10 protein-coding genes are annotated in these 13610 nt (G+C 70.9%); 2 read left to right on the forward strand and 8 right to left on the reverse strand.

Going from position 1 to position 13610, the window contains the following annotated elements; translation table 11 throughout:
- The first annotated feature begins 27 nt into the window (after window positions 1-27).
- Both E5CHR_RS29845 and E5CHR_RS29850 read left to right on the forward strand, forming a co-directional pair.
- A complete protein-coding gene (locus E5CHR_RS29845; RefSeq protein WP_162583364.1) occupies window positions 28-1419 on the forward strand; it encodes a sigma-54-dependent transcriptional regulator in 1392 nt (463 codons plus the stop codon).
- A gap of 81 nt (window positions 1420-1500) precedes the next feature.
- Window positions 1501-1884 (forward strand): CBS domain-containing protein, encoded by a 384-nt coding sequence (locus E5CHR_RS29850; RefSeq protein WP_162583365.1) that lies wholly within the window; start codon window positions 1501-1503, stop codon window positions 1882-1884.
- Window positions 1885-1905: 21 nt separating this feature from the next.
- Here E5CHR_RS29850 and E5CHR_RS29855 read toward each other — a convergent pair whose 3' ends face one another.
- The 8 genes from E5CHR_RS29855 to E5CHR_RS29890 form a co-directional block, all read right to left on the reverse strand.
- A complete protein-coding gene (locus E5CHR_RS29855; RefSeq protein WP_162583366.1) occupies window positions 1906-6492 on the reverse strand; it encodes a CheR family methyltransferase in 4587 nt (1528 codons plus the stop codon).
- A gap of 197 nt (window positions 6493-6689) precedes the next feature.
- Window positions 6690-7247, reverse strand: a complete 558-nt coding sequence (locus E5CHR_RS29860; RefSeq protein ID WP_232062242.1) for a DUF1003 domain-containing protein — start codon at window positions 7245-7247, stop codon at window positions 6690-6692.
- Window positions 7234-8058 (reverse strand): TIGR04290 family methyltransferase, encoded by an 825-nt coding sequence (locus E5CHR_RS29865; RefSeq protein WP_162583367.1) that lies wholly within the window; start codon window positions 8056-8058, stop codon window positions 7234-7236. Before E5CHR_RS29865 ends, E5CHR_RS29860 begins: the two co-directional genes overlap by 14 nt.
- Before the next feature lie 14 nt (window positions 8059-8072).
- Window positions 8073-9170 (reverse strand): CgeB family protein, encoded by a 1098-nt coding sequence (locus E5CHR_RS29870; protein ID WP_162583368.1) that lies wholly within the window; start codon window positions 9168-9170, stop codon window positions 8073-8075.
- 49 nt (window positions 9171-9219) lie between these two features.
- Window positions 9220-10317 carry a CgeB family protein gene (locus tag E5CHR_RS29875; RefSeq protein WP_162583369.1) on the reverse strand — a complete coding sequence of 366 codons (1098 nt, stop codon included), beginning with the start codon at window positions 10315-10317 and terminating at the stop codon, window positions 9220-9222.
- A gap of 16 nt (window positions 10318-10333) precedes the next feature.
- The gene (locus E5CHR_RS29880; RefSeq protein WP_162583370.1) at window positions 10334-11452 is read right to left on the reverse strand and encodes a CgeB family protein; all 1119 of its coding nucleotides are present in this window, start codon (window positions 11450-11452) and stop codon (window positions 10334-10336) included.
- Window positions 11440-12573, reverse strand: coding sequence for a glycosyltransferase family 4 protein (locus E5CHR_RS29885; RefSeq protein WP_232062243.1), 1134 nt, complete (start codon window positions 12571-12573; stop codon window positions 11440-11442). Before E5CHR_RS29885 ends, E5CHR_RS29880 begins: the two co-directional genes overlap by 13 nt.
- Window positions 12563-13609, reverse strand: a complete 1047-nt coding sequence (locus E5CHR_RS29890) for a Gfo/Idh/MocA family protein (RefSeq protein WP_232062244.1) — start codon at window positions 13607-13609, stop codon at window positions 12563-12565. The genes E5CHR_RS29885 and E5CHR_RS29890 overlap by 11 nt, the downstream gene beginning before the upstream one ends.
- Window position 13610 lies beyond the last annotated feature (1 nt).

The following is a 13610-nucleotide window of genomic DNA, read 5'->3' on the forward strand; positions in this document are numbered from 1 at the left end:
GAAGGCGCAGAGCAAGGGGACAACAAGTTGGGACACGCGCTCATCGTTGAAGACGACGAGGACTCCGGTCGCATGCTGGCGACCCTGGTCAAGCGCGAGGGCCATTCCGTGGCCACGGCAATGACCCTCGGCGCCGCGCGCCGCTACCTCGCGATGCAGCAGCCCGACCTTCTGCTCCTGGACCTGCACCTGCCCGACGGCAACGGGCTCGACCTGTTCGAGGACCGGGGCCTGCTGTCCGACACCGAGGTGGTGCTCATGACCGGCCAGGCCAGCCTGGAAACCTCCATCCGTGCGCTGCGGCTGGGCGCGGCCGACTACCTGGTCAAGCCGGTCAATCCGCAGCACCTCAAGGGTCTGCTGTCGCGGCTCATCCGTCCCTCCAAGCTGCGGGCGGAGCTGGCGGAGGTGACCGAGCACTGGCGCGAGACGGGCCGCTTCGGACCGCTGATCGGCGCCTCGGCGGCCATGCAGAGCATCTACCGCCAGATTGCCCGGGTTGCCGAGACGGCGGTGAGTGTCTTCATCCACGGCGAGAGCGGCACCGGCAAGGAGCTGGTGGCGAAGGCAGTGCACGATCTCAGCCGGCGGCGCGAGCAGCCTTTTCTTGCCGTCAATTGCGGCGCAATTTCGCCGCACCTGATCGAGAGCGAAATCTTTGGACACGAGCGCGGCAGCTTCACGGGCGCGGAGCGCCAGCACCAGGGCTTCTTCGAGCGGGCGCACGGCGGCACCCTGTTCCTCGACGAGGTGACCGAGATGCCGCTCAACCTCCAGGTCAAGCTGTTGCGCGTGCTGGAGAACGGCACCTTCATGCGCGTGGGCTCCACGCAGCTGCAGCAGACCGACGTGCGCATCATCGCGGCCACCAACCGCGACGCCGCAGACGCCGTGATGCGCGGCGCGCTGCGCGAAGACCTGCTGTACCGGCTCAACGTGTTCCCGATCTCGCTGCCTCCCCTGCGGGAGCGAGACGGCGACGTCCCGCTCCTGGCCCGCAGCTTTCTCGACGACCTGCAGCGACAGGAGCAGTCGACCAAGCGTTTCACGCCCGAGGCGATGGAGCGGCTCAAGGCCTACCCCTGGCCGGGCAACGTGCGGGAGCTGCGCAATGCCGTGCAGCGCGCGTGGGTCATGGCGACAGGCCCGGAGATCGACGACGAATGGCTGCCGAAGCCGGCCGGCGCAGGGGCGCCGACGCCGGCGCGCCGGCCGGGCGCCGAGCCGCAGCTGTCCGAGGCGCCGGTGGGCGGCCATCGGGAGCTCAGCATCCGCGTCGGGACACCGCTCGCGGAGGTGGAGCGGCAGATCATCCTGGCCACCTTCGAGTTCTGCGGGCAGCACAAGGAGCGCACGGCGGCACTGCTGGGCATCAGCATGAAGACGCTCTACAACCGGTTGAAGGAATACCGGCTCTGAGCCGCTGCCGCAGGCATGCCGCTTGCCGGGCGCAGGAATGCGCATCCTCGTTCATCTTTCGCGCAGGACGGGAGCCATTTCATGAGCACCGTCTCCGACCACATGACGCGCGGCGTCCGTGCAATGTCGCCGCGGGATACCGCCCAGGCCGCAGCCCAGGTGATGGCGGAGCTCGATGTGGCCGTGATCCCGGTCTGCGATGCCGGCCGGCTGGTGGGCATGGTCAGCGACCGCGACATCACGGTACGCGGCGTTGCCCGCGGGCTGCCGCCGGCCCATACGCGGCTGGGCTATCTGATGAGTGCCGAGCTGCTCTCATGCTATGAGGACGAGTCGATCGACGACGTAGTCGAGCGCATGCGCCACGCGCGGGTGCGGCGCCTGCCGGTGGTCGACCGCCGCCGGCGGCTGGTCGGCATGCTGTTGCTGGGCGAGCAGAGCGAGCTTCACGCCTGGCCGCCCTGACGCGACCGGTGCCCACCTTCGCTACGAAGCGCCGCGCTGCTGCAGCAGCTGCGCCATCGCGTCGATCAACCGCTCCGCCTCGATCGGCTTGCTCAGGTGCAGGTCGAAGCCGCGCGCCAGCAGGTTCATGCCTTCCGTCTGGCTGCCCCAGCCGGTGAGCGCGATCACCACCAGCTTTTCGCTCGAGGGCATCGCGCGCAGCCGCTCGGCCACCTCGATGCCGTTCATGCCCGGCATGCCGATGTCCAGCACGGCCACGTCGGGCATCGCGGACTCGGCCGCGAGCAGCGCTTGCTGGCCGCTGGCGGCCACTGTCGCCTCGTGTCCCTCGGATTTCAGCAGCATGGACAGGGTCCACGCGGCGTCTTCGTTATCGTCGACGATCAGCACCCGCGTCCTGCCGAGCCGGGCGGGAGCCGCCGGCGGCGGCGCTGGCGACGCAGCCGCCGGACCGCTGCCGAGCGGCAGCCGCACGCGGAAGCGGCTGCCCTTGCCGAGGCCCTCGCTTTCCGCCTCCACCTGGCCGCCGTGCAGCCTGACGATGTTGCGCACCAGCGCGAGCCCCACGCCCAGGCCGTCGTTGTTGCGGTGCGCCGCGGCCGGCCCCTGGGCGTAGAGATCGAAGATGCGATCGATGGTCTCGGGCGCCATGCCGACGCCGTTGTCGCTCACGACGATCGCCACCTCGGCATTGTCCGTTTCCACCTGCAGCGACACCTCGCCGCCCGGCGCCGTGTATTTCGCCGCGTTGGTCAGCAGGTTGACGAGAACCTGCGCCATGCGCAGCGGATCGACCCGCACGTAGACCGGCTCGTCCGGCAGGCGTGTCGACAGCTTGTGCTCCCCGGCCTTCAGCAGCGGCTCGGCCGTCTCCAGGGCGCCCTCGACCACGCTGGAGAGCGCCACGTCCTGCAGGTGCAACTCGAGCTGCCCCACGGTCAGGCGAGACACATCGAGCAGGTCGTCGAGCAGGACCTTCATGGTGCGGGACTGTCGCCGGACGATGCGTGAGGCCTGGTCTCGCTGCGGCGGCGTGCTCGATTCGTCCGTCAGCAGCGCGGCGGCGCTGGTCACGGCGGCCAGCGGGTTGCGCAGTTCGTGCGAAAGCACGGCCAGGAAGCGGTCCTTGGCGGCATCGGCCTGCTCCAGCCGGGCGCGGGCGGCCTCGTTCTCCTGCAGCGCATCCATCAGCTCGGCCTGGCTGCGCTTGAGCGCGGCCTGCGCCTCGCGCGCCTGCGTCTGGTCGCGCAGGATCTTCACGAAGCCGACCGGCTCGCCGGAGCTTCCCTCCATGCGCATCATCGTGCCGCTGCCCCAGAAGCGGCTGCCATCCTTGCGCAGGTGAAAGCGCTCGTCGACCGCCCTCCCCTCAGCCAGCGCGGTCTGGGCCTCCTGCACCGGCGCCCCGGCGCGCCGGTCCTCGTCGGTGAAGATGATGTCGGCACGCCGTCCCAGCACCTCGGCCTCGGCGTAGCCGAGCAGTTGCTGTGCGCCCTTGTTCCAGCTGGTGATGGTGCGCTCGAGGTCGGTGGAGAAGATGGCGTAGTCGCGCGCGTTCTCCACCACCAGGCGCAGCCTTTCCTCGCTGCCGCGTAGCGCTTCCGCCGCCTCCCTGGCCTCGCCGATATTGCGCACCGTGGCGGTGCCGCCGGCCACGGCGTCGTGGGCGTCGCGGATCGGAGACACCGTGAGCGACACGTGGATGGCGCTGCCGTCCTTGGCGCGCTGCACCGTTTCGAGCGCCTCGATGCCTTGCCCGTTGGCGATCTGCTGGAGAAGGCGCGCCGTGTCGCTCTCCTCGCCCGCCAGCAGGTCGAGCGGCTGGCCCACGGCTTCCTCGGAAAGGTAGCCGAACACGCGGCGCGCGCCGGCGTTCCAGCTCACGATCCGGCCGTCCAGCGAGAAGCTGATGATCGCGTCCATCGAGGAGGCCACCACGGCCGACAGCCACTGGCTCACCTGCTCGGCCTTCTTGCGTTCGCTGATGTCGATGAATGAAAGCACGACGCCGGCGATGCGGTCCTCGGCCGCCCGATAGGGCGACAGCCGCGCCAGGAACCAGCTGCCGTCAGGGCGCCCCACTTCGCGTTCGATGGGCACGAGCCGGTCGAGCACCTGCTGCGCATCGGCGCCCATCTCCGGGTACTGCAGCTTGGACGTCAGGTCGCTCAGGGGCCGGCCCAGGTCGCCCGGGAGCAGGCTGAACAACCGCACCGCCGTGGGCGTGTAGCGGGTGATGCACAGCTCGCGGTCCAGGAAGATGGTGGCGATGGCGGTGGCATCCATCAGGTTCTGCATGTCGCTGTTGGCATGCGCGAGCTCGTCGACCTTGGTCTTGAGCTCGTGGTTGACGGTGACCAGCTCCTCGTTGATGGACTGCAGCTCCTCGCGGCTGGTCTCCAGTTCCTCGGTGGCCGAGCGCAGCTCCTCGTTGATCGCCTGCAGTTCCTCGTTGCTCGCCTTCAGCTCCTGCGTCGAGCTCTCGTATTGCTCGACGGTGTCGCGCAGGTGCGTGCGCATGCGCTCGAGCTCCTGATCGAGCTGGGTGATCAGCGGCGAGTGTGCGTGCGCCTCCGGCGCCGGCGTTGTCGAGGGCGCTGCGCCGGGCGCGTCGATGCCGAAGAGCACCAGGGTCATGTCGTGGTGTCCGTCCTTCACCGGTACCACCCGCATGGAAAGCGCATGCGCCTCGCCGCCCACCGGCGCCTGCACCTTCGGCGTCTCGACCATCTCCCCGGCCTGGGCCCGGTGCAGTGCGGCGCGCAACTCGATGCGCAGCGTCGAAGGGACCAGGCGCAGCAGGTTGCGGGTCGGCTCGCCGCCCGTGTGCTGCAGCAGCTGCGCCGCGCTGGCGGACATGTGCACGATGTCGTGCTCGGCGTCGATCAGCACCGAGGGGGGACCGAGGTGTTCCAGCAGCTTCAGGTGCAGCTCGCCCCAGGAGGAGCCTCTCGTGGCCGGGTTGTTCGCGCGGCGTCCGGTGATCAGGTTCTGCTGCTCGAACACCCGCCCGGCGATGACGGGCGCCTGCGGCACCGCGTGGCGGGCGTCCAGCGCCAGGGCCAGGGTGCTGGGCCCGCTGGGGACCGGCACGCCCACGCGCGGCACGGCCCGCGGTGCGTAGATGCGGTGCTTCTTGTCGATGACAGTGAAGAACTGGCTCCCCTCGTCCACGGCCTCCGAGGTGCCGAGGAACAGCCGCCCCCCCGGCAGCAACGCGAAGTGCAGCACCTCGAAGACGCGCGCCTGGGCTTGCGGGTCCAGGTAGATCAGCAGGTTGCGGCAGGTGACCAGGTCCAGCCGCGAGAAGGGCGAGTCCTTGAGCAGGTCGTGCGTCGCGAAGAGCACCGTCTCGCGCAGCTCCCGCCGCAAGCGGTAGGCGCCGTGTTCCTTCACGAAGAAGCGGCGCAGGCGCTCCGACGACACGTCGGCCTCGATGGCCGCGGGGTAGACGGCGTCGCGCGCGACCTGCACGGCGTTCTCGTCGAGGTCGGTGGCGAACACCTGGATGGTCGGCGACACGTCGAGCGTGCGCGCGTGCTCGGCCAGGAGCATGGCGATCGAGTAGGCCTCCTCACCGGTCGCGCAGGCCGCCACCCACACCCGCACCGTGTCGTTCGGCCCCTTGCCGACGAACAGCTCGGCCAGGTGCGGCGTCAGCGCCTCGAAGCACTCGGCGTCGCGGAAGAAGTTGGTGACGCTGATGAGCAGGTCCTGCAGCAGCGCACCGGCTTCGCCGGCCCGCGTTCGCAGGCAGCTCAGGTAGGCCGCGAGGTCGCTGACGCCATTGACCTGCATGCGCCGGCCGATCCGGCGCACGATGGTGGCGCGCTTGTAGTACGAGAAATCTCGGCCGGTGCGCGCGCGCAGGAAACCGAGGATGTCGCGCAGGATGGCCTCGTCGGGATTCGCGGGCGGCTCCCGGGCCGGCTGCGCGCCCTCTTCAGGCGGCAGCCGCAGCCTCTTCTCGATGTTGTAGTAGTCCAGCAGGCGGTCGGCCATGTGCGCCACCGGCAGCACCCAGTCGACCATGCCGGTCGCGATGGCCGCATCCGGCATGCTGCCGTGCTGTGCCTCGTTCGGGTCCTGCGCGATCGTGAGTCCGCCACGCTCCTTGATGCGCTTGATGCCGATGGCACCGTCACCGTCGCCGCCGGACAGCACGATGGCCGCCGAATGGGGGCCGTGGGTGTCCGCCAGGGCACGAAAGAAGTAGTCGACGGCCATGCGGCGGCCGGCCTGCGACTCCAGCTCCGCCAGCCGCAGATAGCCGTTGGCCGATCGGATGGCCTTGCCCGGCGGGATGACGTAGACCGTGTTGGGCACGACCTTGCTCGTCTTCTGCACCTGGACCACCTGCATCGGGGTGGCGCGCTGGAGGATCTCCGCCAGGATGCTTTCCCGCTCGGCCGCCAGGTGCAGCACGACGACGAATGCCAGGCCGCTTTCGGGCGGCACCGTCTCCAGGAAGGCCTGCAGCGCCTGGATCGCGCCGGCCGAGCCGCCGAGCCCGACCAGCGGCGTCAACGCGTAGCCCCGCGTCGGGACGGCGTTGTCGATCAGCTCAGAATGCTCTTCCTCGAAGTGGTCAGGGGTGAGGTCGTTCATGGCTCGCGGTCCGTGGCGCCTGGGCCCTGCGCGCCGCCCCAGGCCGATGTTCGATTATGCGAGGCGGGGGCCGCGCTGCCGGTGCCTGTGCACTTGAGTACCTTCTCGCCCGGCATGGTGAATTCAAGGCTGGCGAGGATGATCTTGAAGCGCCGGCATCCGGCGTGCCCACCGGGGTTGCCGCTGGTTGCGCCGGTTCATTCGGCGAGCTTGCGTTCGCTTTGCTGCATGCGGTCGAGCACCTGCTCGGGCGCCACGTCGCGCTTGAGCTCCTCGAGCTCGGGGTCGTGCGCCTCGGCCACGCCCATGCGGCGGGCCATCTCGCCCACCAACGTCACCAGGCGCGTGATCTCGTGTTCGGCCAGCAGGCTGATCTGCAGGTCGAGGTCGGCACGTTCGTCCGCCTGCGCAGCCATGCGGTTCTGGCTCACCAGCACGAAGGTCGAGATGAAGATGGCCTCGACCGAGGCCACCATGGCCAGCACCACGAAGGTTTCATCGAAGCGGGGCACCGGCGGCACCCAGCCGAGATTGACCACGATCCACGCGCCATAGATGAGCAGGTGCAGGTAGACGAACTTCATGCTGCCCGCAAAGGCCGTGATCGCGTCGGCGATCCGGTCCTGCAGGGCGGTCTCCCGCCGTTGCTGCTGCCGGCGCCGGACCAGCGCCTCGATGTTGCGCTCGACCAGCGCCATCGCGGGGGAGCCGCCCTGCTTCGGCGGCTGCCCGGCCGCAGCGTCATCCGCCCCCACGGATCGCTCCGGTTGCCGCCTTGAATTGCGACGCGTACAGCGCGCGGGCGCGCGCTGCCTCCTCGTCGGGCGCGCAGAGATAGAGCTCGTGCCCCGGACGGGCCTCCACGCGCAGGCCGCTCGACCGCAGCATCGCCTCGACGGCGGCATGGTTGGGCGCCCACCAGTTGGTGGGATCGTCGGCCAGCCGGTGCTCGATGAAGGCCATGCGCGGCCAGCCCGACTCGAGCAGCGGCGTGCGGTCTTCGATCGAGCAGTCGGCGGTGTTGGCGTACACCGAATCGCCCGGCATCGTGAGGGTCTGGAACATCAGCAGGCGCCGCGTGCGGCAGGCCAGCAGGTCGAGCGCCAGCAGCGGATAACGCAGGTGATAGAAGACGCCCATGAACCACACGAGGTCGAACATCTCGTCGGAGCGGGCGAGGTCGTAGACCTCCATGCGGCGGAATTCCACCTGCGCCTCCAGGCCGAATTCCTGGGCCGCCCACCGGGCCTGCTCCAGGTAATGCGCATCGACGTCGATGCCCAGCACCGACGCACCGCGGCGCGCGAGCTCGAAGCTGTAGAAGCCGGCATTGCAGCCGACGTCCAGCACGCGCCAGCCGCGCAGGTCGGCCGGCACGAAGGGCTCGATCTGCTGCCACTTGAAGCGCGGGAAATCGCCGCCGAGAAAATGATGCGGCAAGGTCTGCACGCCGCCCGGCAGGTGGAGGTTGTGGAACCAGGGCGCGAGCGCATCGATGCGGCGCTGCAGCGCGTCCGCGCGTGCGTCCGCGGGTGCGTCTGTGGGGTGTTGCCTGGGGCTGGACATGGACGGGCGCTCCTTCATGCCGCCGCGCGCGCACGCAGCGCGTGCACGTAGCCTTCGAGCTGCGCGGCGCGATGCGCGGCCGTGTGCTGCGCCAGGATGCGGCTGCGCGCCCGCTCGCCCACCGCGAGCCGCTCGCTCTCGGGCAGTTCGCGCAGCAGGTGCAGCACTTCGGCGGCCGAGTCGGCGAGGAAGATCTCGCGGCCGGGCTCGAGCAGCGTCTCGATGCCCTCCCACCGGTCGCTCACGATCGGCGTGCCGCAGGCCGCCGCCTCGAAGAGCCGCACGCTGGGCGACCAGCCGGCGTCGATCATGTCGTCGCGCGTCACGTTGAGCGTGAAGCGCTGCCGGTTGTAGAAGGCGCGGTGCTCGGCCGGCGGCAGGTGCTGGATGTGCTGCACGTTGGGCGGCCAGTCGATGCCGCCGGGGTACTTCGCGCCCGCGACGCAGAAGCGCCCTTCTTGCCACCCGCGCGCCGGCTGCAGGAGCATGCGCTCGACCCGCGGCTGCCGGTCGTCGCTGTAGGTGCCCATGTAGCCCAGGTCCCACTGCGGCGCCAGCGGCTCGGGGAAATAGAGCGCCGGGTCGACCGCGCAGTAGAGCACGCGCGCCGCGGGGGAGCCGAACTCATGCTCCAGCCCGGCCAGCGTGGGACCGCCGGTGAACGAGAGATACAGGTCGTAGCCGGCGATCTGCCGCGCCTCGAGGTAGGGGGCCTCGCCGGGCGGCGGTTCGCGCAGGCGCGCGAGCGTGACGGGCGTGTCGATGTCGTAGAAGGCCGTGAGGCCCGAGGCCTCGGCCTGCACCCAGTCGCCGACGGCGACACCCTCGCGCACGAAGGAGCCGACGATCACCAGGTCCGCCGCGCCGATGTCCCCGGCGTGCTTTCGCTGCAGCGCCTCCAGGTCCTCGTAGAGCACGGTGCGGCCGAAGGGCGGCTGCGGCAGGTCGCGGTGGCCGGCGTACCAGGGCACGTCGCATTCGAGGAAGAGCACGTCGTGCCCGCGCGCGGCCAGCTCGCGCACCAAACCGCGGTAGGTGGTTGCATGGCCGTTGCCCCAGGACGAGGTGATCGACAGGCCGATGATGACGATGCGCAGCGGGGCGGGGTTCATCGACAGGCCTCTGCTCGGTTCATTGCGGCTCGCTGCGGCTCACCGCTGCTCATTGGGCCAGCTCCGCCACCCGCGCAATCTCGCGGCCTTCGAGCAGCGCCTCGAGCTCGGCGGCCCGGTGCGCGTAGGTGTGATGCGCCAGCAGCCGCCGGCACGCGGCCTGGCCGATGCGGTGCGCGGATACCGGGTCCAGCCGCTCCAGGTGCGCGGCCACCTCGTCGCCGCTGGACGCGACCAGCACCTCGCGCTCCGGCTCCAGGAAAAGCTCGATGCCGTCCCACGCATCGGTGATGAGGCAGGCGCCGGCGCCGGCCGCCTCGAACACGCGCGTGGCGGGCGAGAAGCCGTAGCGCGCCATGCTCTCGCGGCTGATGTTGAGCACCGCCTTCGCCGTCGCGTTGAAGGCGTTGTGGTCGGCCGTGTAGACATGGCCGATGTACTTCACGTTGCTGGGCATCGCCTTGTCCTCCCAGCCGCTGCCGCCGAGCAGGAAGCGGCCTTCGTGCAGCTGGGCGGCGGCACGCAGGAAGAACTCGTCGACGCGCGCCTCGCGGTCCGGCAGCCGGTTGCCCAGGAACGACAGGTCCGCCACGAAGTGCGGCAGCGGCTCCACCGGGTGATGGGTGGCCGGATCGAGCGCGTTGTAGATGGGCACGCAGCGCCGCGCCCCGAAGCCCTCGTAGGCGGCTACCACCGGCTCGCCGCCGCCGTAGGTGAGCACCAGGTCGTAGCCGGGCACCAGGGCGCGGAAGGGGTCGGACGGGTCGGCGTGCATGCGCTCCAGCGTGGCAGGCGCGTCCACGTCCCAGAAGGCGACGCGGGTGCCGGGGCCCTTGAGGTCGAGCACGGCAGCCTCCAGCAACGCATCGAACACGCCGACGCCGCTGGCCTTGACCACCAGGTCGGCGCCGCGCGCCTGTTCGACCATGCGCAGCGCATGGTGCTCGCCCTCGCCGGGGTAGACGATCACCTCGGCCCAGTCGGGGTCTTCGATGTCGCGGTGCTGCTGGCGTCCGTAGGCATCGGGTTCGTAGAAGCGCACACGGTGCCCGCGCCCGTGCAGCGCGCGCACGATGCCGCGGTAATAGGTCGCGGCGCCGTTCCAGTAGGCCGAGACCAGGCTGGAGCCGAAGAAGGCGATGTCCATGATGGTTCTTCCTTGTTCACGCGATGCTGGGTGACGCTCGGGCGGCGGGCTGGAGCTCGGCAAGAATGCCGAGCAGCTCGTCGACCCGATGCGAGCAGGTGTGGCGCCCGAGCACGGTGCGCCGCCCGTTCGCCGACAGCTCGCGCCGCGCTTCGGGATCGGCCAGCAAGGCGCGCAGATGCCGCTTCATGGCGCGGCCGTCCTGCGCCACCAGGTAGTCGCGGCCGGGATGGAACAGCCCTTCGGCGTCGTCCCAGGGCGCGGAGACCAGGGGAATGCCGCAGGCCAGTGCCTCGAACATGCGGATGGTCGGGATGCCGGGCAGCGCCCTGGCATAGGGCCGGCGCGGCACGTGCACGGTGACCGCATGGTGCCCGAACACGCGCGGTGCCTCGTGATTGGGAAGCCAGCCGCCGTACTCGATGCCGGCGCGCTGCAGCCGCTCGAGCGCATGCGCCGGATAGCGCACGCCATGGATGCGCGCCTTCAGGCCGAGTTGCCGCACCGGCTCCAGCAGGAATTCGCCGAGCTCGGCCTCGCGCTCGTCGTCGCCCCAGTTGCCGATCCACACGAGGTCGCCCTCGCGCGCCAGGCCTTCGATGGGGTGGAAGCGGCGCACATCCGCGGCCTCGTGCCAGGTCCACGCCTGCCGCGCCCAGCCGCGGTCCCGGTACAGGTCGCGGATCACGTTGCCGAACGCGAGCACGCCGTCGTAGTCCGACAGGTCGTACCGGGCCATGCCCGCCGCATCGGTCACGCTGCGGTGGTGCGTGTCGTGGAACAGCAGGCGGTAGTCCCGGTGCGTCCGGCGGTGCAAGCCGATGCGGCGCACCAGCGCATGCGAGCTCCACTCGTGCACGAGCACCAGGTCCGCGCCGTCGAGCGCCTCCTCCAGGTCGAGCGTGGCTTCGTCGTAGAGGCGGCTGCGCAGCTCCGGGTAGGCGCCGGCGAAGGCGGCGAGCGCGGCATCGCCGTGTTCGGCCAGCAGGTTCACGCGGCTCCAGGCATCGCGCGGTTCGCAGACCACCAGCGAATGGCCACGGGCGACGAGCTCGCTGCAGACGCCGCGCAGGAAGTGCGCATTGCCGTGGTTCCAGTCGGACACCAGCGAGTGGCAGAAGATCACGACGCGCATGAGAACTCCTCCAGGCGCGGCGTCGGGGGCGGCGAGGCGTGCGCGATCAGTTGCCGGTAGGCGCGGCGGTAGGCGTGCGCCATGCGCGCCGGCGTGAAGCGCAGCGCGCGGGCCCGTGCGCTGCGCGCCAGTCGGTCGCGCAGCGACGGCTGCGCGATCAGGCGCAGAAGCGCATCGCGCAACGCGCCGTGGTCGTCGGGCGGCACATAGAGCGCGGCAGGTCCCCACAGCTCGCGCAGGCTGCCGATGTCGCCGAGCACCAGCGCGCAGCCCGACAGCGCGGCCTCCAGTGCGCTCTGCCCGAAGGGTTCGTAGCGCGCAGGCAAGGCATAGATCGCGGCCTGCGACATCTGCACCGCCAGCGCTGAAGGCGAGAGCTCGCCGAGCGGTTCCACCGCGTGCGTCTCGCGCATGCCGCCGCCGGGGCTGCGCGTGGCACCCGCCACGCGAACCGGCCAGGGCAGCTCGGCGGCCACGGCCTCGAGCGCCGCCAGGTTCTTGGCCTCGTCCCACAGGCGTCCCGCCGACAGCACCACCGGCTGCTTGGCCGCGGGACGGTAGGCCAGCGGATCGCGCCCGTTGGGCAGCACCAGGCCGGGCCGTGCCAGCCCGTGGTTCTCGGCGAGCGATGCAAGCATGGCGTGCGTCGGCGCGGCGACCAGCCCGGCGCCGGCCAGGCCGGCGGCCACCGCGCGTCGGTAGCGATCGAAGCTCGCAGGCGCGCTGCCGCCACGCACCGCGCGCCACCACGACAGCACGCACGAGTGCGCCACCACCAGCGTGGGCGCACGGAAGCGCAAGGCACCGAAGGCGAACTGGTTGAGGTGCACCACGTCAGGACGCAGCGACTGCTCGAGCTGCTGCAGCCAGTGCCCCGCGGCGGCGACGTCGTCCCAGGGGTCGTCCATCCATTCGAGCCGCCACGTGCTCTCGTGCAGCGACAGCGCCGGAATGCCCGCCGCCTGCGCGCGCTGCGCCGGAGTGAGCGGTGCTCCCATGCTGGCCAGCGTGACGCGCCCGCCGAGCCTGCCGAGCGCGGCAGCCAGTTCCAGCGCGTGGGTCCAGACGCCGCCCACGCAGTCGGCCGTCATCAGGACGTGGAACGGGCGCTCATCGGCCATAGATGGCATCCAGCACGGCCGCGACCTCGGCGACACGGGCCACCTCCGGATCGAAGCCCTCTCCGGCGGCGAGGCGGCGTGCCCAGTCGACTGCGGCACGACCGCCCCAATCGTCCGGCGGCTCGGCCAGCAGCGTGGCCCGCGTGCCGTCGAGGCGCTCGGCCACGAAGTCGTAGAAGGAGCCGCGCAGGTTGCGCAGCCGCGCCCCGCCGCGCGTGCCGTGGAAAGTCGCCTCGATGACGGCATCGCAGCCGGCGTGCAGGTTCCACGAGCAGGCGAGTCGCGCCGTCGCGCCGCCGCCCAGTTCGAGTTGCGCGATGGCATGGTCTTCCACCACCGACGGCCGGGCGCCGAGGCGGCGGCCCTGCGCCCACAGCGTGCTCTGCACTTCGAGCACGTGCGGAAAACCGAGCGTCCACAGCGCCAGGTCCACGAGATGGATGCCCAGGTCGATGACGCACCCACCGCCCGAGCGCTTCGGATCGCGGAACCACGGCTTGTCGGGCCCGTAGGCGTTGTGGAAGACGAGGTCGACCGCGTACACCTCGCCGAGCTCGCCGCTGGCCACCAGCTCGCGCACGCAGCGCATGGCAGCGGTGTGGCGGTACGACAGGTCGACCGCGAGCAGCAGCCCGGCCTGGCGCGCCGCCTCGATCACGCGGGTGCTCTCGACAGCGCTGCGGCCCAGCGGCTTCTGGCAGAAGACGGCGCAGCCGCGAGCCAGCGCGGCCTCGGCCTGCTGCGCATGCAGCGCGCTCGGCGTCGCGATCACGATGCCGTCGAGTCGTTCGTCGAGCAGCGCATCGAAGGACGATGCCGCCGCCGCGCGCGGATGCGCCACGACGGCGGTGCCGAGCGCCTCGGGCCCGGCATCGCACAGCGCGGCGACCTCGGCCGCGCCATCCGCGGCAATGGCCTCCATGCGGTGCCGGCCGATCCAGCCGACGCCAAGGAAGCCCAGGCGCGGCCTGCGGCTGCCGGCGGACACGGCGGCGACAGGGCTTGCAGGCGCGCTCTCGACCATCGGTTCGCTCACT

Origin of the sequence: Variovorax sp. PBS-H4 (assembly GCF_901827205.1) — a bacterium.
In the GTDB taxonomy this organism is placed as follows: Bacteria; Pseudomonadota; Gammaproteobacteria; order Burkholderiales; family Burkholderiaceae_C; genus Variovorax.